Annotated in this window: 20 protein-coding genes; 16 read left to right on the top strand and 4 right to left on the bottom strand. The window is 68.6% G+C overall.

Annotated elements, in window-relative coordinates:
• The first annotated feature begins 25 nt into the window (after positions 1–25).
• The 8 genes from B7W94_RS01120 to B7W94_RS01090 all read left to right on the top strand — a co-directional run bounded on the left by B7W94_RS01120 (position 26) and on the right by B7W94_RS01090 (position 11,520).
• Positions 26–1,888 carry a polysaccharide biosynthesis protein gene (locus B7W94_RS01120; RefSeq protein WP_253247347.1) on the top strand — a complete coding sequence of 621 codons (1,863 nt, stop codon included), beginning with the start codon at positions 26–28 and terminating at the stop codon, positions 1,886–1,888.
• Positions 1,888–3,897 (top strand): NAD-dependent epimerase/dehydratase family protein, encoded by a 2,010-nt coding sequence (locus B7W94_RS01115; RefSeq protein ID WP_085603700.1) that lies wholly within the window; start codon positions 1,888–1,890, stop codon positions 3,895–3,897. The genes B7W94_RS01120 and B7W94_RS01115 overlap by 1 nt, the downstream gene beginning before the upstream one ends.
• A complete protein-coding gene (locus B7W94_RS01110) occupies positions 3,887–5,050 on the top strand; it encodes a glycosyltransferase (protein WP_085603697.1) in 1,164 nt (387 codons plus the stop codon). The genes B7W94_RS01115 and B7W94_RS01110 overlap by 11 nt, the downstream gene beginning before the upstream one ends.
• The gene (locus B7W94_RS01105; protein WP_085603694.1) at positions 5,047–6,282 is read left to right on the top strand and encodes an O-antigen ligase family protein; all 1,236 of its coding nucleotides are present in this window, start codon (positions 5,047–5,049) and stop codon (positions 6,280–6,282) included. The genes B7W94_RS01110 and B7W94_RS01105 overlap by 4 nt, the downstream gene beginning before the upstream one ends.
• A gap of 101 nt (positions 6,283–6,383) precedes the next feature.
• On the top strand, positions 6,384–7,358 hold the full coding sequence (locus B7W94_RS01100; RefSeq protein WP_172400039.1) for a glycosyltransferase: 975 nt from the start codon (positions 6,384–6,386) through the stop codon (positions 7,356–7,358).
• Between the two features lie 106 nt (positions 7,359–7,464).
• On the top strand, positions 7,465–8,421 hold the full coding sequence (locus B7W94_RS17820) for a hypothetical protein (protein ID WP_139833218.1): 957 nt from the start codon (positions 7,465–7,467) through the stop codon (positions 8,419–8,421).
• A gap of 167 nt (positions 8,422–8,588) precedes the next feature.
• Positions 8,589–9,638, top strand: a complete 1,050-nt coding sequence (locus B7W94_RS17815; protein ID WP_139833217.1) for a hypothetical protein — start codon at positions 8,589–8,591, stop codon at positions 9,636–9,638.
• Between the two features lie 70 nt (positions 9,639–9,708).
• Positions 9,709–11,520, top strand: a complete 1,812-nt coding sequence (locus B7W94_RS01090; protein ID WP_139833216.1) for a DUF4012 domain-containing protein — start codon at positions 9,709–9,711, stop codon at positions 11,518–11,520.
• Between the two features lie 37 nt (positions 11,521–11,557).
• Here B7W94_RS01090 and B7W94_RS01085 read toward each other — a convergent pair whose 3' ends face one another.
• From B7W94_RS01085 to B7W94_RS01075, 3 genes are read right to left on the bottom strand one after another with little or no spacing between them, the layout of a single operon-like run.
• The gene (locus B7W94_RS01085; protein WP_253247346.1) at positions 11,558–12,271 is read right to left on the bottom strand and encodes an arsenate reductase/protein-tyrosine-phosphatase family protein; all 714 of its coding nucleotides are present in this window, start codon (positions 12,269–12,271) and stop codon (positions 11,558–11,560) included.
• Entirely contained in the window at positions 12,268–12,744 is a 477-nt protein-coding gene (locus B7W94_RS01080; protein ID WP_085603683.1) for a VanZ family protein, read from the bottom strand. Before B7W94_RS01080 ends, B7W94_RS01085 begins: the two co-directional genes overlap by 4 nt.
• Positions 12,745–12,779: 35 nt before the next feature.
• Entirely contained in the window at positions 12,780–13,715 is a 936-nt protein-coding gene (locus B7W94_RS01075) for a Ppx/GppA phosphatase family protein (RefSeq protein WP_085604106.1), read from the bottom strand.
• Between the two features lie 28 nt (positions 13,716–13,743).
• Between B7W94_RS01075 and coaA the strand changes: the two genes are divergently transcribed.
• The 8 genes from coaA to B7W94_RS01035 all read left to right on the top strand — a co-directional run bounded on the left by coaA (position 13,744) and on the right by B7W94_RS01035 (position 22,438).
• Positions 13,744–14,697: a type I pantothenate kinase gene (gene coaA / locus B7W94_RS01070; protein WP_085603680.1), complete on the top strand. Its 954-nt coding sequence runs from the start codon at positions 13,744–13,746 to the stop codon at positions 14,695–14,697.
• A gap of 63 nt (positions 14,698–14,760) precedes the next feature.
• Positions 14,761–16,608 (top strand): glutamine--fructose-6-phosphate transaminase (isomerizing), encoded by a 1,848-nt coding sequence (gene glmS, locus B7W94_RS01065; RefSeq protein WP_085603677.1) that lies wholly within the window; start codon positions 14,761–14,763, stop codon positions 16,606–16,608.
• 105 nt (positions 16,609–16,713) lie between these two features.
• Positions 16,714–17,073, top strand: coding sequence for a holo-ACP synthase (locus B7W94_RS01060; RefSeq protein ID WP_025104378.1), 360 nt, complete (start codon positions 16,714–16,716; stop codon positions 17,071–17,073).
• A complete protein-coding gene (gene alr, locus B7W94_RS01055; protein ID WP_085603675.1) occupies positions 17,070–18,173 on the top strand; it encodes an alanine racemase in 1,104 nt (367 codons plus the stop codon). The genes B7W94_RS01060 and alr overlap by 4 nt, the downstream gene beginning before the upstream one ends.
• Positions 18,170–18,661 (top strand): tRNA (adenosine(37)-N6)-threonylcarbamoyltransferase complex ATPase subunit type 1 TsaE, encoded by a 492-nt coding sequence (gene tsaE, locus B7W94_RS01050; protein WP_441338622.1) that lies wholly within the window; start codon positions 18,170–18,172, stop codon positions 18,659–18,661. The genes alr and tsaE overlap by 4 nt, the downstream gene beginning before the upstream one ends.
• Positions 18,658–19,503, top strand: a complete 846-nt coding sequence (locus B7W94_RS01045) for a response regulator transcription factor (protein WP_085603672.1) — start codon at positions 18,658–18,660, stop codon at positions 19,501–19,503. Before tsaE ends, B7W94_RS01045 begins: the two co-directional genes overlap by 4 nt.
• A 209-nt stretch (positions 19,504–19,712) precedes the next feature.
• Positions 19,713–21,305, top strand: a complete 1,593-nt coding sequence (locus B7W94_RS01040) for a sensor histidine kinase (protein WP_085603669.1) — start codon at positions 19,713–19,715, stop codon at positions 21,303–21,305.
• The gene (locus B7W94_RS01035; protein WP_025104373.1) at positions 21,302–22,438 is read left to right on the top strand and encodes a hypothetical protein; all 1,137 of its coding nucleotides are present in this window, start codon (positions 21,302–21,304) and stop codon (positions 22,436–22,438) included. The genes B7W94_RS01040 and B7W94_RS01035 overlap by 4 nt, the downstream gene beginning before the upstream one ends.
• A gap of 15 nt (positions 22,439–22,453) precedes the next feature.
• Here B7W94_RS01035 and B7W94_RS01030 read toward each other — a convergent pair whose 3' ends face one another.
• Positions 22,454–23,122: a FadR/GntR family transcriptional regulator gene (locus tag B7W94_RS01030; protein ID WP_085603666.1), complete on the bottom strand. Its 669-nt coding sequence runs from the start codon at positions 23,120–23,122 to the stop codon at positions 22,454–22,456.
• Between the last annotated feature and the right edge of the window lie 251 nt (positions 23,123–23,373).

Genomic DNA, 23,373 nt, shown 5'->3' with positions numbered 1-23,373 from the left:
GAAAAATGCGGGGGAGCAGACTGTCGTGAGCGGTGCACAGAGGATCGGCGATGAGGCCGACGAGAACCGGCTGCCGGCGCAGGCATCGGTCAAGCAGCGGCGCCGTCGCGTGCTCGCCGCGCTGGTCGATGGTGCGTGCTGGAGCGTCGGGGTGGTTCTCGCTGTGGCGCTCCGGTTCGAGTTCCAGATGGACGCCCGGGGGTGGATCACGACCGTGGTCCTCGCGGTCGTCGCCGGCGCCATCCAGATCGTCCTCGGCTTCGCGACGGCGCTGTATCGCGGCCGGTTCACGTACGGATCCTTCGACGAGGTCCGCACGTTGGCGTTCCTGGTCGTCGCCGAAGCGCTGGCGCTGTCGCTCGTCGTCATCCCGCTCGGCACGGTGATCGGCGTCCCCCGCGCCACACTGATCCTCGCGTTCCCCTTCGTGCTGCTGCTCATGTTCGGTGTGCGGTACGTGGCGCGGCTCGTCATCGAGCGTTCGCGCAAGCCCGGGGTCGACGCGGAACCGGCGCTCATCATCGGCGCCGGGTTCGTCGCCGACAAGCTCCTCGCGAACATGACCACCGATCCGTTGTCGCCGATCCGGCCCGTCGGACTCCTGGAAGACGACCCGGACAAGCGGAACCTGCGGCTGCGCGGCGTCCCGGTGATCGGCACCACGCGGGACATCGCCGCCGCGCGCGCCCGCACCGGGGCGACGCTCGCCGTGATCGCCATCGCCCGTGCCGACAGCTCCCTGTTGCGCACGCTCACCGATCGTGCCGAGGCGGCGGGCCTGCGTGTGGCGGTGACCCCCAGCATCGAGATGATGACCTCGGGCACACGGGCGCTCACCGACGTCCGCGACATCAGCATCGAGGACCTCATCGGACGCCACCCCGTGGACACCAACGTCGAGCTCATCGCCGGCTACATCACCGGCCGTCGTGTGCTCGTGACCGGCGCCGGAGGGTCGATCGGCGCGGAGCTGTGCCGCCAGCTGGCCAAGTTCGGTCCGCGCGAACTGGTCATGCTCGACCGCGACGAGACGGGGTTGCAGTTCGCGCAGCTCGGCACCGCCGGACACGGGCTGCTCGACACGCCGGACGTCGTGCTGGCCGACATCCGCGAGACGGCGACGCTCGACCGGATCTTCGACGAGCGCCGTCCCGAGGTGGTCTTCCATGCCGCCGCGCTCAAGCACCTGCCGATGCTCGAGCAGTACCCCGACGAAGCCTGGAAGACGAACGTCATCGGCACTCTCAACGTCATCAACGCCGCCCGCCGCGCCGGCGTGACCACCTTCGTCAACATCTCGACGGACAAGGCCGCCAACCCCACCAGCGTGCTCGGGCACTCCAAACGCGTGGCCGAGAAGCTCACCGCCTGGGCCGGAGAAGAGACCGGCATGCGCTACCTCTCGGTGCGCTTCGGTAACGTGATCGGCAGCCGAGGATCGATGCTCCCGACGTTCCAGCGCCTGATCGCGGAGGGACGGCCCATCACCGTCACGCACCCGCAGGCGACGCGGTACTTCATGACCATCCCCGAGGCCTGTCAGCTCGTCGTGCAGGCGGGCGGCATCGGTCGTGCGGGGGAGGTGCTCATCCTCGACATGGGCGAGCCCGTGTCGATCCTCGAGGTCGCGAAGCGGATGATCGCCATGTCCGGCAAGGACATCGAGATCGTCTTCACCGGGCTGCGCAACGGCGAGAAACTGCACGAGGAGCTCGTCGGCTCCCGGGAGAACCTCGAGCGTCCGTTCCACCCCAAGGTCTCCCACACGCGTGTCGACACGATCACGCCCGACCGTCTCGACAAGGAAGGCTGGATGCACCGGATGTTCGCGACGCCCCGCGAGAACGACACGGTCGCTATTGAGCCGATCCAACTCGGGCACCGCTGATGCAAGTCGAGCTCGCGCTCGTCGGCACCACAGCGCTGGTCCTGGGTGTTCTGCTGCCGTTCGCCGTCCGTCCTCTCCTCGCCCGTATCGGGTCGGTCGATGTCCCGAACGACAGGTCGTCGCATTCGGCTCCCACCCTGCGTGGTGGGGGTCTCGCTCCACTCCTCGCCTGGGACGCGGCACTTGTCGTCAGCCTGTTCCTCGGCATGACTGACGTTGCCCCTGTCCTCATCCTTCTGGCTGCAACGAACCTGGCTGCGGCCGTGGGCTTCGTGGACGATGTAGTTAGCTTGGGCTCGGGCGTGCGCCTGCTGCTGCAACTCGCGATCGGCGTCAGTTCTGGCCTCGCGGTAACGGCCGTCTTCGGACTGTCCCCGTGGTGGTCCGTCCTGATGATGATCGCTATCGCCGGCTACATCAACGTCGCGAACTTCATCGACGGTATTAACGGCATCTCCGGTGTTCATGGTGCGATAGCGGGACTGGCGTTCGTGGTGGCGGGTTCGACTGCGGGGCAGACGTGGCTCGCTGTCGCGGGCATCGCGCTCGCCGCCGCCTTCGTCGCTTTCCTTCCGTGGAATCTGCGGCGTCCAAGCCTTTTCCTCGGTGATGTCGGAAGCTACCTCCTCGGGGCTGTCATCGGCGTGGTCGTGGTCATGGCCTTGGCGGCCGGCGTGAGTCCGCTTCTCGCCGTGCCGGTTCTCGCCCCTTGGCTTGCCGACACGATGACGACGATCGTGCGTCGGTTTGCTCGCGCTGAGGGCGTGTTGTCGGCCCACCGGACTCACGCCTATCAGCGACTTACAGATACCGGTCTCTCACACGGTGTCGTCACCGCTATCGCAGGATCGGTGAGCGCGGGTTCGGCGGTGCTGGGCTATCTCTCCTGGACGCAGGCGGTGCCAACATGGCTCGGGCTTGCGGGCATCGTCGCCTTGTCGGTGGCCTACGTCGCGCTACCGAGGATTCGTGGCTCGCGCCTATTGATGCCGGTGAACCGGCCGTTCGTGTCGAGTGTCCCGGCAGTCGCCGCTGCGGCGGACCCACGTCAGCGCCGTCGATGGGCAGTCGTCGGAGCTTCTGGTTTCGTGGGCTCGGGCATTGCCGCGCATCTGCGGTCTCGTGGCTACGAGGTGCGGGAGCTTCGCGCGCCGCGTCTCCGATGCGATGCCCAGCAGCTGTCCGGTGAGTCGATCGTTCGCCAGGCGAGCGTCGATCCTGTGGCCGCGGAGATGGCGAGTCAGCTCGCCGGCGTGGATGTCGTCATCAACGCCGCGGGCGCCGCCGCCCCGGACGCCGATGCCACGCAGGACCTCTGGGGAGCCAACTCCTACCTTCCGACGGTCCTCGCCGAAGCCAGCAGGCGTGCGGGAGCGGCGCGATTCGTGCACCTCAGCTCCGCAGCCGTCCAGGGGCGGGATAAGGTGCTCGACGAATCAACGCGCTACTCGCCGTTCTCTCCTTATTCACGATCGAAGGCGCTGGGCGAGGTCGGCCTCCTCATGCTCGCCGACGCTGATCGCGACGCGCGACCGAGCATCGTCATTGTGCGCGCCACTTCTGTACAGGGTCCGGGACGGCCCACTACGCAACGACTACGCCGATTGGCGGCATCGCGGCTGGCAAGCGTCGCGTCGCCAGGGAGCCAGCAATCGGTCGTGAGTGGCCTGCATGGCTTGGCGGCCACGGTCGAAGCAGTGGGAAGAGAGCCCGGCGCGGTCCCCGGTGTCGTGCTGCAACCTTGGGAGGGGCTTTCGGTCAGCGACGTGCTTCGCACGGCCGGTTCGCGACGTCCGCTGGTTCTTCCTCGCTGGCTCTGCACGATGACGCTCTCTACCGGTTACTTCGCCGGACGCGTCGCCCCTGGCTTCGCGGGGCTCGCGCGACGACTGGAGATGATGTGGTTCGGTCAGACCCAACAAGAGGGATGGGCGAGCCCCCGCGTTGCGCGCGACGAACGGTGGTTGCAGCAGGTGCTAGCCAGCGGGGAGGTGCGAGATGACGGGTGATCGTCGTTCGATCGTCTTCGGAGTCACCATCGATTACCAGCTGCGCTACCACGAGGGTCTTTATCAGCGTCTCGCCGATGACGGCTGGGACGTGCACCTTGTGAGCGGGGCCGGACCGATCGGTGAGGCGCTCGCACAGTATCCGGGTGTGACCGCATACGTGCTTCCGATGGCGCGGACGCCGCATCCCATTGCCGATCTGCGCGCCCTTAGTCGGTGGTGGTGGTTGCTGAAGCGGTTGCGGCCGACGGTCGTGGTCATCGGAACTCCGAAGGCAGGACTGCTCGGCGGGATTGCTGCCGCGATGCGTCATGTGCCGGTGCGCTTGTACGAACTGCATGGCCTCCGTCTCGAGAGCGCGCAGGGGCCTCTGCGGATGCTCCTGCGAATGATGGAGCGCGTCAGCGGCGCGGCGGCGACCCAGGTGGTTGCCGTCGGGCCGTCGCTCCGCGAGCGCGCGCTCGCGGAGCGCCTGGTCCCGGCGGAAAAGATCGTCGTGCTCGGAGCGGGAAGCCCGAACGGCGTCGACGTCCGGCAGTTCGGCGACGCGCGGCATGACGCCACCGCGCGAACCACTATGCGTGAGCACCTCGGCATCCCGGCTCCCGCACAGATTGTGGTCTTCATGGGGCGACTCACGGCAGATAAGGGGCTCGTCGCACTGGCCGAGGCGATGGCCATCGTGCAGCAGCATTCTCACGCATGGTTGGTGATCGTTGGAGGTATCGATGACGCCTCGGGGGCGGAAGGCGAACGGCTTCTCCGAGAGGCCGTCGCCCGGCTCGTCGTCGTCGGCGAGGTCGCGGATGTAAAGCCGTATCTCGCCGCGGCCGACGTCCTCTGCCTGCCTAGCCGCCGGGAGGGAATGCCTACAGTCGTACTGGAAGCCTTCGCCGCAAGCGTGCCGGTCGTGGCCACGCGCGCTACCGGCATCGTCGATCTCGTCACCGACGGAATAACTGGCTGGCTCGTTCCGGTCGACGATGCCGCTGCACTCGCCCGTGCTCTCCGTCAAGCACTCGACGATCGGGACACCGCCCGGCGGATGGCTGACGCGGCGGCGGCACTAGTTTCAGAGAGATTCGACAGAGAGATCGTGCAGACAGCCTGGTTCAATACTGTTCGGGACGCACTGATGGACAGCGGCCGATGACTCCCGAACTCTTGCTCGCGGGGATGATCGCCCTGTTCGTCGTTGTGATCCTCTCGGTGACCCTTTTCCGCACTGCCCTCGGGTTCCTCGGGGCAGCGATGTGGAGCCTCTTCCCGGTGTACGGAGCGCTCCTTCCGCCTGGGGGCGGCCTAGTAGCGTTGACCGCAGGCCTGATGGTTGTCACTATTTTCGCCCGCAATCAGACGGCGCGGGTACGAATAGGGTCCGGAATCATCTACGCTGCCCTCCTCGCCATGACCGTCGTCGTGAGGGAGTGGGTGCAGCCTTCGCAGTACGCGGAATCCACCGGCCTTCAACTAGCAGCTTCGGTCATCGCCGCCGGACTCCTTGGCCGGATTGGGGTGCTGGTTCGTTGGAAGCAGGGTTTCGCCCTGGGACTCCTCCCGGGGGGAACCATCCTCGCTGTCGCCGAAACCTTGCGTGTCATCGGCGGAGGCAGAGTTCACGCTCAAGAAGCCGCCTTCGGCGTCAATCCGATAGTCCTGGCGCAGTATGCGGCTGTCGCCGCTCTGGTGGTGGTCTTCCAAGTCGCGCGACACTCATGGCGTTGGCACGCATGGCCCGTGTTTCTTATCGCGGCCACAGGGCTCGTCTTCTCAGGATCACGAGGGCCGCTTCTCGGACTTGTTGTCGCCCTGGCGTATGTCCTCATCCGCGGATACGGAGTCGACAAGGCAGGAGCGCGACGGGCGGTGCGGCTCGTCACCTTGGCGGTGATCGGTGCTATCGGCCTGTTCTTCCTGGCCGCTTCGCGATTCGACGTCACTTCGTGGCTGCGGCTGGACGACGCCGACGGCAACGCGTCGAGCCGGCTCGACGCCTGGGAGGGGGCGGCGGCGACCATCCGACAGCATCCACTGTTCGGGGCTGGTCCGGGAAACTACTACTTTGGGGGCTCCGGTCTGGCCAATGGGGTACCTGCATACCCACACAACCTCTGGTTGGAGGCATGGTCGGAGTACGGCGTGATCTCGTTCGTGCTGCTGATTGCCGTCGCGGTCTCCGCTTGGCGCCAGGCAGCGCAGCTCGGCCAACTCTTCGTGATCTTCGCGGCCGTCGCCTACAGCCTCTCGGGCTCCTTCGACACGTCGCTCATTTTCTTCATGTGTCTCATGATCGCCGCGAGCACACGGGTGCTAGACGAAAGCAAGGAGAGCGTGCTGGCGCTCCCCGGAGCCCCGACCTTCGACGGGCGGCGTCCCTCGTGGTAGTCGAAGTCGTCCGGGGTCTGGGCCTAGGCGGGACCGAGTCTTTGCTCGTAACTCGGCTGCGGTACGAACAGCGCGCGGGGACTGCGCGCACGCGCCTCGTTGTGAATACCCATTCGGCGGACGCATACTTCGCTGGTGAGATCAAAGCGGCCGGGGTCGCCCTGGACGATCTGCAGACCTCGTCGCGCTGGATATCGGCCACGAGGCTCTGGAAGCTCGCGTCACAAATGGCGGTCGATGAGCCGGTGGTGGTGCATTCGCCATGGCCTGCAGCCGTACTGAAACTGCGCAAGGCGCTCGGCTACCGGATGCCGCGTATCGTCGAGGTCGCGCACAGCACCCGGTACGCTCGGGCATCGATGGCGCTCGGGCGGTTGCTCAACCGGCAGGCAGACCTGTGTATCGCCGTGAGCGAAGACGTGGCGGCCGCGCCGACCACGGCCGGATTCCGACGGACGGTGGTGGTCCGCGCTGGCGTGGACCGTGCCGGGATGCGGGAGTGGGTCCTGAACACTCCTCACGCGCCGGAGGAGTTTCGACGAGAGGTCGGCGTGCCCGAGGGGGCTCCTCTCGTTGTCAGCGTAGGTAACCTACTGCCGGACAAGCGGCATTCGCTGATCGTCGAGGCGATGCTGGGCCTGCCAGAGGACGTGCATGTCGCGATCGTCGGAGAGGGGCCAGAACGGGCTGCACTTGAGGCGAAAGCAAACGCTCTGGGGGTCAGCGACCGCTTCCATCTGCTGGGTCGACGGGACGGAGGCTGGAGATGGATGGCAGTTGCGGATGTCGTAGCGCATCCGAGTATCCGCGAGGGCTTGCCGATCGCCCTGACTGAGGCGCGTGCGCTCGGCGTGCCAGTTGTGGCTTTCGATGTCGGCGGTGTCGGCACCGTGCTGGATGGATTACAGGGGTCGGCGCTGCTGCCTGCCTTGGAAACCTCCCGGTTCTCGAGCGAATTGGCACGCGTACTTCGCACCGCGAAACCCGCTGCGTCGGCATTTCCGCACCGCGCTTCCTATGAGTCAAGCTGGGACATCGAGCGGTTCAGTGAGGAGTTTTACCGTTATGTCGAGTGAGAGGCCACTTCGCATCGCGTATGTCACACCCTACGGGCCCCGTTACCGTTCGATAAGTGTCCACACTGCTCAGAGACACACTCAATGGCGAACGGGAGGGGTCGAGGTGAAGCAGTTCATCTTCGGGCATCCGGATCGCGCTGAGCGAGCAGCGTTCAGCAACCTACTTCGGGATGTGGGTGAGCGTGGGTCGCTTAAACAGCGGCTCGCTGCCTATGCCCCGGACATAATTTACCTTCGGTGGCTTACGCCGGTTCCCGGCCTCCTTCGGAAGCTGAAGGAAGTTGGGCCTGTGGTGCTCGACATCCACGCGGACGACATTGCCGAGGTGACTCGAGGTTCATTTGTCCGCTCGCTCTTTCTACGGTGCTTTCGAGACGCTGAGATGAGCAGGGCAGACGGCGCAACCTTCGTTGTGAGCGAACTCGCGAAGTCGCCGAGCTTTCGGGCCGTGCGCGGGCCCCGAGGGGTTTTCGTCAATGCGAGTTGGTTGCATCGGCGTGATCGGCCCGCCGTGTTGCCGCGACCCCGGATCGGAATCAGCGTTGGGGTGGCGAATCCATGGGCGGGACTCGACCGGTTCGCGCGCCTCGCGGAGTCGAGTAGCCTCGCCGCCGATTGGGTGGTCGTGTGCCCGGTTGACGCGGCTGCAGGAGTTAGGAACGTTGTTGGTGAGCGTGTCATCGTTGTTTCCACGGAGGATGAGGACGGGTATGTCAGCGAGCTCTCGACGTGGTCGGCGGCGATCGGTTCTTTGGCTTTGGAGAGAGCCGGCTTGCGCACTGCGTCTCCGCTGAAGGTCAGAGACTACATTGGAGTAGGTATCCCGACTGTTCTGCCCTACTGGGATGAGGGGCTTGCCGATGTTCAGGATCCACTCCTCCTTAAACTCGCTGGCGCGAGCAATTCCCCCGTTGACAACATCGACGTCTCCGTGTTGGATGCGTTCGTTCTACAGTCGAACGGCCACAATCTCCCGGAGTCCGTGTCTGCGCGGGTGGCAGCGCAGGCCGTAGAGCGACGTCGCATCGTCTTTTTGCGATCCATTGCGGGACTCGCGTGAGACAACTGTTCCGGGTGGCATTAGGGCAGGGCCTTGTCGTCATGGCCGCCTTCGTTCCAGTCGTGTCGGGACAGCACTCCGCACTGGCGGCTTCGGTCTTCTGCAGTAGTCTCGCAGGACTTCTTCTTCAGCCCTTGTTGGCGTCCATCCCCACTCGACTTCCAGGGGTGGCCGACGAGGCGCGCGCTGCGCTCTATGTTCGCGTTGGAGCCGGTGTCCTCATCGCCCTGTTTGGTCTGCTGGTCCTGGCGGGGTCACTGAAGGTCATCACTGAGGGCATCGAGTGGACCGCCGCGCTTCGGGTCGGCACTTGGCGGTTTGTCGACGTAGTCATCGGAACGTTGGCGATGCTCGTCGGGCAGGGGCTCTATGCGCTTGTGGCTGCGTGGTACACCCGCCAAAGCGATATGGGCGGTGTTGCGTTCCTGCGAACGGCCTACGGATGCTGCGCCGTGGCTTTCTCTGGGGCTGCGGTGCTGCTAGGTGACGGCTTCTATCCCGTGATCCTGTCATCGTCGGGGGCGTTGCTCGTCGCAACCCTCGGAACGTTTATTTGGCGTCATCGCGGAGCTCGCGCTCCACTTTTTCGGGAAGCAGTACGGAGTTTCACGCAATACGGAGTGATCTGGCGCTCGGGATGGCGGCTTTCCGTAGCGGGAGCGGCGAACGGCTTCACGGCACAAGCGGCGGGCCTAGCAGTGCCTGCTTTGGGGGCGTTTAGCGAAGCGTGGGCGATCATCCTGCGGACAGGAGGCGGGTTTACGACCGTTATGCAGACAGTCGTGGCGCCTTTCGTGGAGCGAGATTTGGGCCTTGCAGTGCGGGTCGCGGACGACCGTGCGTTCCGACGCACGGTCGTCAAGGGGTGGGGGGCTGGTCTTGCCGCGGGAGCACTCGCGGCGGCGGTCGGGACTCTCGCCGTCCTCTGGAGCACGGCTCCGTCGAGCCCGACAACGGTGTGGCTCGGGCTGGCGGCCTTGCTTTACTTCCTCGGTCAGACCGGTACAGGCGCCATCTCTCGCGCACTGGCGATCGCAGACCGACAATCCAGTCAGTTGGCATGGGACCTCGCCCGATTCCTAGTGTTTCTCACGATTATCGCCCGACTCTCGGGAGTCGAACTTCTCACAGCCGTCGGTGGGACCGTGTTCGTCTTCAGCGTCATCTTTGTCCTCCTCGCCTTGAAACGCCCTCCAGGCCGGCTCCGGAGAACTTGAGGCGATCGGGCATGATCAGCAGTCAGGTCCCGGTCTAGCCGGGACCTCGCCTGCTGATTGAATGGACGACATGCATCAGGAACAGCCCGGACCCCGCACGCGCCGTGAAGCGCGAACTCTGACGGAGGCCCCCGCTGTGGAGACACGCCCGCCGCGCCGTCGTCGGCACTGGATTTGGATCGCATTGGTCATTGCCCTCATCCTGCTGCTCACCGCCGCGGTGGTCGCCGCCGTGCAGCTCTATGAGCGTGCCATGACGACTCGGTCCCACCTGGAGGCGGCGATGGCCGAGGTGTCGACGGTGCAAGAATCAATCCTGTCTCAGGACACTGCTGCGGCATCGGAAGCGGCTGCGCGGCTGGCGGAGGAGACTTCGGCTGCGGTATCGCCCACCCAGGGTCGGCTGTGGGCGGTGGGGGAGTGGGTGCCCTGGATCGGCTCGAACCTCACCGCTGTGCGGGAGGTCGCGGAGGTGACGGACTCGCTCGTAGCAGAGGCGGTGACGCCCGCCACGCAGCTCGACCTCTCTGCACTCACCCCGAGTGGAGGACGAATCGACGTTGCTGCCCTGGGCGGGCTCTCGTCGCTTGTCGACGGCGTCGTGGCGGAGGTTGACCGGGCAGGCGCGAGGATCGGTGCCATCCACACTGACGGGCTCATCGACGAGGTGGCTTCCGGCGTCGCAAGGCTGGACGGCGCGCTGGCGCGGCTTGACGAGACACTGTCCCCTATTCACGACGTCCTGGGTGTTCTCCCCGAAGCACTGGGGGCGAACGGGCCCCGCAACTACCTGGTCATGTTCCAGGGCAACTCGGAAGCGCGCAGTCTCGCCGGCAACGCGGCGGTGTTCATCGTGATTCGTGTCGACAACGGCGCGATTGCGATCACGGAACACGTGGATAGCTCGGATTTCCGCCAGCCGACCGAGGAGCCGGTCGTCTCCCTAGACCCCGAGGCCGTCACGATCTACGGCGATAAGATCGGCCGCTACACCCCCGACTTCACGATGGTGCCGGATTTCCCGACGGCCACAGGGATTCTTCAGGGCTGGTGGAACCGGGATGTGGGGACGGATGTGGATGCCTACATATCCATGGATCCGGTGGCGCTCTCATACCTGCTCGCAGTCACGGGGCCGGTGACCCTGCCGACCGGCGACTCGTTGACCGCGGAGAACGCTGTGCCGCTGCTGCTGAACGAGGCGTACTTCCGATACGAAGACCCGCTCATGCAGAATGCGTTCTTCGGGTCGGCGGCGGACGCCGTCTTCACGAAACTCACGAGTGGCGCAGGTTCGCCGACGGCCATGATCAGTGCGCTCGCTCGCGCGGTGGAGGAGGGGCGCCTGCTGTACTCCAGCGAGGACCCGGATGAGATGGCGCTGATCGGGACTACCCGAATGGCGGGACGGATGCCCACGGATGGAAAACCTCTGCTCGGTGTCTATGTGAATGACAACACGGCTTCGAAGAAGAGCTATTACCTCGACATGAGCATCATGGCGTGTCTCGGGGGAGGGCAGGCACGCGCTTCCGTCACGCTGGCATCCTCGCTCGAGGAAGCTGAGGCTTCGCGGCTTCCGTACTACATCGCGGGGCCGTACTTCGCCCCGGGCGAGATCAGCAGCTACATCGTCCTCTACGGCCCGGTGGGGTCTTCGTTGGTGAGCGCTTCGGTGGATGGCAGTGCTGTGACTCCGCTCGCGGTCGGCCAGCACCTCGGTCGTCCCGCGGTCAAGGTAGAAGTGCTGAACAGGTTCGTCAGCGAGCACACCGTCGACGTGACCTTCGATGGTGTCGCTGGTGACGGCGACGAGCTGGAGGTTTGGCACACCCCTATGACAAGGGAGACGCCAGTCGAGACCTCGACCTGCACCCCGTGACGTCCACGGTTCGATGAGTCGGTGCGGAAGATCCGGCCTAGCGAAGCGCCGCCCGGACGATCCGCTCAACCTCGTCCAGCGCGGGGGTGAGCTGGGCGCCGGAGAGCGCATAGGTCTCGCGCGAACGGCGGTACGGATCGACGACGTCGTCGTCCGCGGGTGGCGCGGGGGTGAGGCCGCGCTGGTCGCCGACGGCGCGGAGCACGGCGGCGAACCGGTCGCGTGGTGCACCGTCTGCCCGGGCGGCGTCCTGGGCCTCCTCCGTGCTCAGCGTCGATGCGAGCCGTGCGAACTCGCGCAGCGTGAATGTGCGACGCAGAGCGCCGGGCACCATCTTCACGACGGCGGAGCGGTGTTCGCGAGCCATCGTCAATACGAGGTCGGCGCCTGTGATGTAGGGCTCGACGAGGTAGCGGGCGCGGTGGGCGGCGGCGATCGCCGGATCGGCACCGCCCTGCGTCGCGAGTTCGAGGGCCTCCTCCGGCATGCCGTGACCGTCCAGCGCGTGCGTTCCGGCGCTGTGCACGCGGACGCCCAGCGGCTCGAGGCGCTGTCGGAGCAGCACCTCGGCCAGGGGAGAGCGGCAGATGTTCCCCGTGCACACCGTCAGGACGGTCAGCGTCTCGCCGGGAGGGATGATCGGGCTGGCGTCGTTCTCGGGGACGGAGGTGGGCGCGGGCTGTTCCTGCTGCTCGCGCCACTCTCGGCGGCTCATGCCGGACGGCGGGCCGTCGGGGGGAGGGATGGTCACGAGGCCAGCCTACGGTTCCTCGCCCGTTCGGGACCTCGCGACAGCAACGCGAGCAGCACGGTCGCGATGACCGCCCCCAGGAAGGTGCCGGTGGTGTTGGCGATCACGTCGCTGACCGTGGGGAAGCGGGAGGGCATGAGGCCCTGAACCGACTCGATCACGATGCTGAGCAGTCCGCCGGCGAGCGTGACCTGCCAGAGCCGGAGCCGCGGCCAGGCGAACGGGAGCAGCAGCCCAACGGGGACGAAGAGGGCGACGTTGGCCAGGATCTCCAGGACCACGGCGCTCTGCTGGTAGGACGCGATCCCGGCCTCCGCGACCCACCGGGCCGTCACGCCCACGAGTCCGGTGACCTTCGACGACACGCTCGCGGGAAGCCAGACGGTGAAGCCCACGAACAGCAGGTAGCCGACCAGGGCGACGCGCGCCGTCGCCGCGGCGCGACGAGGGCGGACGGCGAGGGTCGAGGTCATGGCGTCATGCTATCCACGCCTCCGGAGCGCGTCTTTCAGGATCGCGGGCCAAGCTGTTCGATGTACCGCAGCAGCACGCCTTCGCGCAGCGCCCACGGCGACACCTCCAGCTCCTCGACATCCAGCGCGCTCATGGCGGCGTGCAGCGCCACCGCCGCCGCCACGATCTGGAACGTGCGGTCGGGCGTGATGCCGGGGAGCTCCTGCCGCGCCGACGCCGGAAGGCGCGCGAGCCGCGGGATCCACGACCCGAGCGCGTCACGAGGGAGCAGCATCCGCTCGATCCCGGACCAGCCGGGGACGGGATAGCCGACCAGCCGTGCGAGCGAACGGATCGCCTTGGAGGACCCCACGACGTGGTCCGGACGGGGGAGGGCATGGAACCGGGGGACGACCGTGTCGAGAGTCGCCGCGGCGTGTGCCCGGAGCCGCTCCACGTCGTCCTGCCCCGGAGGATCCTGCGGAAGGAACTGCACGGTCATGCGCCCGGCTCCGAGGGGGACGGACGCGGCGACATCCGGCACCTCCTCGGCGCCGGCGGCGATCTCCAGGGAGCCGCCGCCGATGTCGAGGAGCAGCAGCTGGCCGGCAGACCACCCGAACCAGCGCCGCACGGCGAGAAACGTGAGCGCGGCCTCGGTCTCCCCGTCGAGCACCTGGAGGGGCTGGCCGAGGACGGCCTCGATGCGGGCGATCACCTCGGCCCCGTTGCGGGCATCGCGGACGGCGCTCGTGGCGGTGGCGAGGAGCGCGTCCACGCGTTCCTCCTCCGCCACCCGGCGCGCCTGCGCGACGGCCGCTTCCAGGGCCTGCACGCCCTCCTCCGCGATCGCCCCGTCCGGTGTCAGGTAGCGCATGAGGCGCAGCACGGTCCGATCGCTCGTGGTGGCGAGCGGTCGTCCGCCCGGACGCACGTCGGCGGCGAGCATGTGGACGGTGTTGGATCCGATGTCGAGGACTCCCAGGCGCACGGGATGAGGATACTCGCGCGCGGTTACGATGGACGACGTGACCACCGCCGACCCCACGCTGCCGCTGTCGCCGTACCGGGAGATCGGGCGCGCGGAATGGGCGCGTCTCGCCGCCGGACTCGACCAGCCCCTGACCGAGACCGAGGTCGTGGAGCTGCGAGGCATCGGCGATCGCCTCGACCTCACCGAGGTCCGCGAGGTCTACCTCCCGCTGAGCCGGCTGCTGAGCCTGTACGCGAGCGCGACGAAGCAGCTCGGTGCGGCCACCTCGTCGTTCCTCCAGGAGGACGACACGACCACGCCCTTCGTCGTCGGTGTCGCCGGCTCCGTGGCCGTAGGCAAGTCGACCATCGCCCGGCTCCTCCGCGAGTTGATGAGCCGATGGCCGGGGACGCCGCGGGTCGAGCTGGTGACGACGGACGGCTTCCTCTACCCGAACGCCGAGCTCGAGCGTCGCAGCCTCATGGATCGCAAGGGCTTCCCGGAGTCGTACGACCGCCGGGCGCTGATCGAGTTCCTCACGGAGGTCAAGAGCGGAGCCCCCGAGGTGCGGGCGCCGTTCTACTCCCACATGCGCTACGACATCGTCCCCGACGCGCACGTCGTGGTGCGCCGCCCCGATGTCGTCATCGTCGAAGGGCTCAACGTCCTGCAACCCCCGCCCGCCCCGAACGACGTCGCGGTCAGCGATCTCTTCGACTTCTCGATCTTCGTGGACGCCGACACCGCGCACATCGAGAAGTGGTACGTCGACCGGTTCCTCGCCCTGCGGCAGGGAGCCTTCAGCAACCCGTCGTCCTACTTCAACGTGTTCGCGCACCTCACCGACGAGGAGGCGATCACGACCGCACTGGGATATTGGAACGAGATCAACATGCCGAACCTCGTCGAGAACGTGATGCCCACCCGGCACCGCGCGCGACTGGTCCTGCGGAAGGGCGCGGATCACGACGTGGAGAGCGTGCTCCTGCGCAAGCTCTGAGCCCCTCCGGCGGCGCTCTATTGTTCGGACGACTCGCAAAAATTCCCGCTTACCCTTGTCCCCATGTGTGGAATCGTCGGATACGTGGGCCCGCGGCCCAGCCAGGACATCCTTCTCGCCGGCCTCGCCCGGCTCGAGTACCGCGGCTATGACTCCGCGGGCATCGCCGTGATCGACGGCGAGGGAACGCTGGGCATGCGCAAGAAGGCGGGCAAGCTCGCCATGCTGCGCGACTCGCTCGGCGATGCGCCCCTCGCCGACGGCACCACCGGCATCGGGCACACGCGGTGGGCGACGCACGGCGGCCCGACCGACGTCAACGCGCACCCCCACCTCGCCGACGACGACAAGCTCGCGGTGATCCACAACGGCATCATCGAGAACTTCGCGGCTCTGCGCGACGAGCTCCTCGCCGACGGTGTCGCCTTCCGCAGCGAGACCGACACCGAGGTGGCTGCGGCGCTGCTCGGTCGCGAGTACGCCGGCAACGGGGGCGACCTCGCCCTCGCGTTCCGTGCTGTCGTCAACCGCCTCGAGGGCGCCTTCACCCTCCTCGCGATGCACCAGCACCACCCCGGACTCGTCGTCGGCGCTCGCCGCAACTCGCCGCTCGTCATCGGTCTGGGCGAGGGGGAGAACTTCCTCGGCTCCGACGTCGCCGCCTTCGTCGAGCACACCCGCAAGGCACTGGCGATCGGTCAGGACCAGATCGTCTCGATCACCCCGGACGCGGTGACCGTGACCGACTTCGCCGGGACGCCCGTCACCGCCGAGCCCTTCGACGTCTCCTGGGACGCCGCCGCCGCCGAGAAGGGCGGATGGTCGAGCTTCATGGCCAAGGAGGTCGCGGAGCAGCCCGAGGCGGTCGCGAACACCATCCGCGGACGCATCCGCGACGGTCAGGTCGTGATCCCGGAGCTGGACGGCCTCGACGAGCTCTTCGTCGGCATCAACCGCGTCATCATCACGGCGTGCGGCACGGCCTCCTATGCCGCGCTCGTCGGCAAGTACGCGATCGAGCAGTGGGCCCGCGTGGCCGTCGACGTCGAGCTCGCCCACGAGTTCCGCTACCGCGACCCGGTCATCGGCGCGGACACCCTCGTGGTCTCGATCAGCCAGTCCGGCGAGACCATGGACACCCTCATGGCCGTGAAGTACGCCCGGGAGCGCGGTGCCCGCACGCTGTCGGTCTGCAACACGCAGGGCGCGACCATCCCGCGCGAGTCCGACGCCGTCGTGTACACCCACGCCGGCCCGGAGGTCGCCGTGGCCTCGACCAAGGCGTTCTCCGCCCAGATCACGGCCCTGCTGCTGCTCGGCCTGCACATGGGCCGCGTCCGCGGTGTCGTCGCCGACGCCTCCACGGACGTCGAAGAGCTCGCCGCGCTGCCGGAGAAGGTCGCGAAGGTGCTGGAGAGCGAGCACGAGCACGTCTCGCAGCTCGCCGGCTGGATGGCCGACACCCGCTCGGTGCTCTTCCTCGGCCGCCACGTCGGCTATCCGATCGCGCTCGAGGGTGCGCTCAAGCTCAAGGAGATCTCCTACATCCACGCGGAGGGCTTCGCCGCCGGTGAGCTCAAGCACGGTCCGATCGCCCTGATCGAGCCGGGACAGCCGGTGTTCGTGCTCGTGCCGTCGCCGCGGCACTCCGCGCTCGTGCACTCCAAGGTCGTCTCCAACATCCAGGAGATCCGCGCCCGTGGCGCCCGCGTGATCGTCGTGGCGGAGGAGGGCGACGCCGCCGTGCTGCCCTTCGCCGACGAGGTCATCCACATCCCGCTCGCCGGGCCCATGTTCGAGCCGCTGCTCGCCGTGGTTCCGCTGCAGATCTTCGCGATGGCGCTGGCCACCGCGAAGGGTCTCGACGTGGACCAGCCGCGCAACCTCGCGAAGTCCGTCACGGTGGAGTGACCGCCGACCCACCCCCTTGTGTTCCTCCCACCCCTCTGCGTGCGCACGCAGAGGGGTGGGGTGTACGGAGAGGGGTGGGTGGGCAAGCCCGAGTAGGCTGAACGCGTGATCATCGGCACCGGCATCGACCTCGTGGACATCCCGAGGTTCGAGCGCACGATGACCCGCACCCCTCGCCTGCGCGAGCGGCTGTTCGCTCCGTCCGAACGGGAGCTCCGGCTGCCCTCTCTGGCCGCGCGATATGCCGCGAAGGAAGCGCTGATCAAGGCGCTCGGCGGCTCCGACGGCGTGCACTGGACCGAGATCGAGATCGCCTCGGAGGCCTCCGGAAAGCCGCACTTCGTGCTGTCCGGATCCACCGCCGCGGTCGTCGAGGAGCGCGGCATCCGCACGCTGCATCTCACCCTCACCCACGATGCCGGCCTCGCCGCCGCATTCGTCGTCGCCGAAGGAGCCCCGCTGTGACCGTCCCGTTCCGCGAGGCCACGATCGACCTCGATGCGATCGCCGACAACGTGCGACACTTCCGCAGGCTCACCGGCGTCGAGGTGCTCGTCGTCGTCAAGGCCAACGCCTACGGGCACGGCGCCGCCGCGACCGCCGTGGCCGCGCTCTCCGCCGGTGCGACGCGGCTCGGCGTGGCCGAGATCCCGGAGGCGCTGGAACTGCGGCGTCAGGGCGTGCACGCGCCTGTGGTGGCCTGGCTGCACGCCCCGGGGGAGCGGTTCCTGGAGGCGGCAGCGGAAGGGGTCGAGGTCGGCATCTCGTCGTACGACCAGCTGCAGGCGGCCGCCGCCGCGTCCGCGGACCGCCCGGTCGCCGTGCACCTGAAGCTCGAGACCGGGCTGTCGCGCAACGGCATCGCTCCCGACGACTGGGGGACGGTGCTCGCCGAGGCCGCCCGGCTGGAGCGCATCGGCCGCCTGCGCATCGTGGGCCTCTTCTCGCACCTCTCCAACGCCTCGCCGGCCGACGACCGCGCCGCGCTCGCCCGGTTCGAGGAGGGTGTGGCGCAGGCCGCGGCGCTCGGCGTACGCCCGGAGATCCGCCACATCGCCGCCACGGCCGCCGCGATCGACCTGCCGGAGACACGGCTGGACGCCGTCCGCATCGGCATCGGCACGTACGGCCTCTCGCCCTTTGACGACCGCTCCTCCGCGGAACTGGGTCTGCGCCCGGCCATGACCCTGCGCGGGGCGGTGGCGGCCGTCCGTCGTGTTCCCGCCGGCACCGGGGTCTCCTACGACTACGTGCACCGCACCGACCGCGAGACCACCCTGGCGCTCGTGCCCCTCGGTTATGCCGACGGCGTGCCCCGCAGCGCCTCCGGACGCCTGCCCGTGTCGATCGGAGGGCGCCGCTACACGAACGTCGGACGGATCGCGATGGATCAGTTCGTCGTGGACATCGGGGATGCACCGGTGGATGTCGGTGACGAGGTCACCCTGTTCGGGGATCCGACCCTCGGCGTGCCGTCGGCCACGGATTGGGCGGAGGCCGCCGGCACGATCGGCTACGAGATCGTCACCCGCATCGGTCACCGGGTGCCGCGGAGGACGACGTGAGCCTGGACCCCGCGTTCCTCGGACGCCGCCGGATCTCCACCTCCGAGGAGATGGAGCAACTCGGCCTGCGCATCGGCGAGCAGCTCGCGCCGGGCGACCTCCTGATCCTCACCGGGCCGCTGGGGGCGGGCAAGACCACCTTCACCCGCGGCCTGGCCGAGGGGCTCGGGGTGCGCGGTCCCGTGCAGAGCCCCACGTTCGTGATCGCCCGCACGCATCCGTCGCTCGTCGGCCGCGCGCCGCTCGTGCACGTCGACGCCTATCGCCTCGGCTCCGCGGCGGAACTCGACGACCTCGACCTCGACCTGGAGCGGTCGGTCGTGGTCGTGGAATGGGGCCGCGGTATGGCGGAGGAGCTCGCCGACGCCTGGTGGGACATCGAGATCGAACGCCCCGTCGGTGCCGGCGAGGACGACGCCCTCGACCCGTCGGAACTCGACGCCGACGCACCTCGCGTCGTCACGATCACCCGTGAGGAGCGCGCGTGACGGCGGGGGAGCCGCTGGTCGCGGTCATCATCGAGGACGACCCCGGGGTCCGGTCGCTGCTGGACGAGGTGTTCCTCGCCGCGGGGTTCCGCACCGTGCTGGCCGGCTCCGGGCCGGAGGGGCTCGCGGCGGTCGCGGCGCACCGTCCGATCATCACCACGCTCGACATCAACCTCCCCGGCATCGACGGCTTCGAGGTCGCGCGGCGCATCCGACAGGTCAGCGACACCTTCATCATCATGCTGTCCGCCCTGGCCGACGAGTCGGACGTGGTGCTCGGCCTCACCTCCGGTGCCGACGAGTACCTGGTGAAGCCTTTCCGGCCGCGCGAGCTGCGTGCCCGGATCGAGGCGCTCCTCCGGCGCACCCGCACCCCGGCGACGGACCCGCTCCCTCTCGCCGCGGCACAGGTCCCGGCGGCTCCGACCCCCGTCCCCGCGGCCTCACCCGCCCCGAGTGCCGCGCTCCCGGCCGGTGCCGCCGCCGATGCCACCGTGGCCACGTGGCGAGGGCTCGTGCACCGTGACCTCAGTCTCGACCTCGACACGCGCCTCGTGCTCGTCGCCCAGCGCCCCGTCGAACTCACCCCCACCGAGTTCGACCTGCTCGCGGCGCTCCTCGAGGCCGGCCGCCGGGTCTGCAGCAAAGCCGACCTCGCGCTCGGACTGCGCGGAGCCTCCGGCGGCGCCTTCGATCGGGTGAGCGAACCCGACAAGCGGGCGATCGAGACGCACATGGCCAATCTGCGTCGGAAGCTCGGCGACAGTCCCACCGCCCCTCGCTACATCGAGACGGTGCGTGGCGTCGGATACCGCCTCACGTCCGACGATCGGCGCCCCTGACGGGAGGGGTCGAGGCCGCGGCTCCCCCACCGCGGCCCCGGATGCCTGCGAATCCCCACTCGCGCGGCCCCAGCTTCTGCGAAATCCCCAGTCGCAGCGTCGGCTCCCACTCAGAATCGTAGGGCGCGAACGCCTCCTGAAGAGCGAGATGTGACGATCTTTGAGTAATCTTGCGTGAATGCTGAGGATCGACCGGGAGGCGGACCTTGATGATCCGTACGGTCTCGATCTGGCGGTGGCAGCTGGTGTTCACCGCGAGCATCGTCGCCATCGTGGTGATGGTCGCGGGCTTCAAGCCGCAGACCCTCGCGATCCCGCTGTTCATCGGGGGGATCGGCCTCATCGTCGTCACCACCCTGGTGGCGCTCATGGTCCCGTGGCGACGTCTGCCGCGCACGGCGGTGACGGTCCTCCCGCTGCTCGACGTGCTCGGGGTCGGACTGACGACGAACGTGCCGGATCTCCGGCTCGGCTTCCTCTGGGTCTTCCCCGTGGTCTGGCTGGCGACCTACTTCTCGATGCCCTGGGTGTTCGTCGGCATCGCGCTCAGCGGCGGCTGCCTGGTGTTCTTCTCGGACCGCTCCGGCCCGCCGGAGGACGTGCTGCTGCGCGTGCTCACGGTCGTCATCACCCTGAGCTTCCTCGGCGTGACGGTCCGCATCGGCGCCCAGCGCTCCGGCGCGGCACGGCGGCTCCTGCAGCGCCGCTCCGAGCAGGTGAACCGGGCGGCGGAGCGGGCCGAGACGAACCAGGAGCGCGTCACGCAGGTCATCGACGCGCTGCGCATCGCGCTGGTCGTGGTCACCTCCGCGGGCCGCATCCTGCAGATGAACGACGCCTACCGCACCCTCTACGGCCGTGACCGCTTCGGCGCGGCGCTCCCGTCGGCGTCCGTCGAGTACGACGCCCGGCGCGGGACGGCTCTGACCCCGGAGCGCACGACGCTGGCGCGGGCGGCCGCGGGGGAGTCGATGCGGGAGGAGCGGGTGTGGCTGTACGACGGGGCAGGGCAGTGGCACGCCCTGGCCGTGACCACGCAGCCCATCGCCGGAGCCCGGGAGGGGGAGTGCATCACCCTCGTCGTCATCGACGACGTCACCGCGCTCCTGGAGGCCGCCGAGGAGCGGCGGGCGCTGACCGCCGTGATCTCCCACGAGCTACGCAACCCGCTGACCGCGATCATCGGCCACGTCGAGCTCCTGCGCGAGCGCGACGACCTCCCCGGCCGCGTGCCCGCGCAGATCGAGGTCATCGCGGACGCGGGGGAGCGGCTGCAGGATCTCGTCACGAGCATGCAGGCCCAGACGGGGCGGGTCTCGCACGACCCCTTCGAGCCGGTGGACCTGCGCGTGGTCGTCGAGGAGTCGGCCGCGTCGTTCGCGCCCCTGATGGGGGCCGCGCGGCAGGAGCTCATCCTCGACGGGGCCGAGCGGATGGTGATCACGGGCGACGCGTTCCGGCTGCGTCAGGTGCTGGACAACCTCCTGGGCAACGCCGTGAAGTACACGCCGGGGGGCGGGCGCATCACGGTGCGGCTGGCGGAGTCGGACGGACACGCCGAGGTCACCGTGGCGGACACCGGGATCGGCATCGCCGAGGAGGAGCTGCCGCGGCTGTTCGAGCCCTACTTCCGCGCCGACAGCGCCGTGCGCGGCGGCATCGCCGGCACCGGTCTCGGCATGGGCATCGCGCGGGACATCGTGGTCGCGCACGGCGGCGCCATCCTTGTGGCGAGCGAGGTGGACGTCGGGACCACCGTCACCGTCCGCTTCCCCCGACGAATGAGAGAGGACCCCGTATGACGCCGCTCGTGCCCGTCAGCGTTGACGTCACCACGAGCATGGTGGCCGTGGTGACCGTGCTCACCGCGATCGTCGTCGGTCTCGCCACCCTGGCGCGGCCGAGCAGGGCGACCATCGTCTGGGGCGTCGCCTTCGGCATCGGGATGCTCGGCGCCTACCTCTGGTTGGCCGGTCACCACACCGGCAGCCCCGTGCTCCGCGCGGCCGCCTCCGCGATCGTCGTCTCCTTCGTGCCGCTCGTGTGGCTCGGGGTGCGGATGCACTTCGGACGGTCAGCGCCCTGGCTGCCGGTCGTCCTCGCGCTCGTCGGCGTCCCCACGGCGCTGATCCTCACGGCGGGCACGCGCTGGTATCTGCCGGTCTTCCACGTCGTCTTCCTGGCGATGGCGGTCTTCGCCGGCCTGCTCGCCTGGGAGCTGCTCCGAGGGCAGCCGGCGTCGCGGGACATCGTGCTGCCTCTCGCGCTCGCCGCGTGCGGCTTCGTCGTGGTCGCCGTCGTGAGCGCCGGCTCCGCCCTCGTCTCGGGAGGCGTGAGCACGGAGGAGCAGCTCAGCGCGCTGCGCGGGATGAACGCGGTCGGGACGATCGTCGTGAGCACGTGCGCAGCCTTCACCCTCGTGCTCCTCGTGCGGGTGGAGAGCGCGACGCCCGGGACGGACGGCGCGGCGGAGCGCGCCAGGGAGCGGCTTCGCAAGGCGTCAGCGCAGAAGGACCCCGCCTGGTCGATCCTCGACATCCGCCTGGACGACCCCACCGACCTCCGCGAGGCGTCGAGCAGCGCCGGCTTCCGACGCATCGCCGATCGGTTCCACGCGGACATCGGCGACGCGCTTCCGGCGACAGCCGATGCGGAGCGGGTCGCCGACGACCGCGCGATCGTCATCATCCACGGAAGCGACGAGGCGGTGCGGTTCCACCTGCGGGCGATCCTGGCCTCCGTGTCGATCATCGATCTGGAGGCGCCTGCGAGCGGGATCCGCTCCTCCGCCAGCATCGGCTGGGCGACGGCAGCCGTCGCGGGATACGACTACGACACACTCGTCGCGGCGGCGGCATCCGCGGCGGAACGGGCGCGCGACGCCGGCGGGGATCAGTGGAAACGGGCGCAGGAGTCGGATCTGACCGCCGTCTGAGCTCGCCTTCCGGCGTCAGCCGAACAGCCTCTTCACCGTATCGAGGTGCTCGCGGGTCAGGGCGCCGGCTGTCCGGGGGTCGCGCGCGGCGATCGCATCGCCGATACGCCCGTGCGCGTCCTGGTCGGCGGCGTCGCCGTGATGGCCGCGGATGCGCAGCATGTCGATCATGGCCTGCAGCGAGCGCGGGGCGAAGCCGTCGAACAGCTCTCGCAGCACGGGATTGCCGGAGGCGACGACGACGGCCCGGTGGAAGGCCATGTCCGCCTCGACGTGCGCGCGGATGTCCGTGCGTCGACGGTCGCGTTCGGCGAGCGTGCGCCTCAGCTCGTCCAGGTCGGCCGCGGTCCGGCGCTCCGCAGCGAGCGCCGCGGCCTCGACTTCGATCGCGGTGCGGGCCTCGAGGACCGCGATGATGTCGGCGCGGTCGAGGACGGCATCCCAGGTCGGGGCGGGCTCGACGGCCGTGACGAAGACGCCCGCGCCCTGGCGGGTGGCGAGCACACCGCGCCCGGCCAGGATGCGGATCGCCTCGCGGGCCGTCGAGCGACCCACGCCGAGCTGCGGAGCGAGCGTCGTCTCGGCGGGCAGCTTCCCGCCGACCTCCCATTCGCCGGCTCCGATCCGGGCGAGGAGCAGTTCGGCGGCCTGTTCGGCGAGGGATTCGCGGCGCACGGTCGTCATGGGTCCATTCTCGCAGGTGACTCGACTGCTCTGCTTGTCTGAGGAGTTGTGCTAGGTTCTCCCTATGCGCACATCCCGGTTCCTCCTCCTTCGTCGCCACGACGGGGTCTAGTCAGACCGGCTCCCCGTCGTGGGGAGCAGGACGCGCCGGTCGCCTTCCTCGCGATCCGAACAGGAACCCGATCATGACCCCATCCCGCGCCTTCCCGACCCTCGCCACCCCGTCCGGGGCCTTCCCAGACGACGCGCCG

Origin of the sequence: Microbacterium sp. LEMMJ01 (assembly GCF_002114135.1) — a bacterium.
GTDB lineage: Bacteria > Actinomycetota > Actinomycetes > Actinomycetales > Microbacteriaceae > Microbacterium.
The sequence above is the reverse complement of the archived record's forward strand: the minus strand, read 5'-3'. Positions and strand labels throughout refer to the sequence as shown.

Excerpts from the sequence above, each read along its gene's own strand:
- B7W94_RS01080 (WP_085603683.1), bottom strand. The coding sequence starts at position 12,744 with ATGACCTCGACCCTCGCCGTCCGCCCTCGTCGCGCCGCGGCGACGGCG.
- B7W94_RS01115 (WP_085603700.1), top strand. The coding sequence starts at position 1,888 with ATGCAAGTCGAGCTCGCGCTCGTCGGCACCACAGCGCTGGTCCTGGGT.
- B7W94_RS01110 (WP_085603697.1), top strand. The coding sequence starts at position 3,887 with ATGACGGGTGATCGTCGTTCGATCGTCTTCGGAGTCACCATCGATTAC.
- B7W94_RS01105 (WP_085603694.1), top strand. The coding sequence starts at position 5,047 with ATGACTCCCGAACTCTTGCTCGCGGGGATGATCGCCCTGTTCGTCGTT.
- B7W94_RS01035 (WP_025104373.1), top strand. The coding sequence starts at position 21,302 with ATGACGCCGCTCGTGCCCGTCAGCGTTGACGTCACCACGAGCATGGTG.
- B7W94_RS01030 (WP_085603666.1), bottom strand. The coding sequence starts at position 23,122 with ATGACGACCGTGCGCCGCGAATCCCTCGCCGAACAGGCCGCCGAACTG.
- B7W94_RS01040 (WP_085603669.1), top strand. The coding sequence starts at position 19,713 with ATGATCCGTACGGTCTCGATCTGGCGGTGGCAGCTGGTGTTCACCGCG.
- B7W94_RS01090 (WP_139833216.1), top strand. The coding sequence starts at position 9,709 with ATGCATCAGGAACAGCCCGGACCCCGCACGCGCCGTGAAGCGCGAACT.
- coaA (WP_085603680.1), top strand. The coding sequence starts at position 13,744 with ATGGACGACGTGACCACCGCCGACCCCACGCTGCCGCTGTCGCCGTAC.
- glmS (WP_085603677.1), top strand. The coding sequence starts at position 14,761 with ATGTGTGGAATCGTCGGATACGTGGGCCCGCGGCCCAGCCAGGACATC.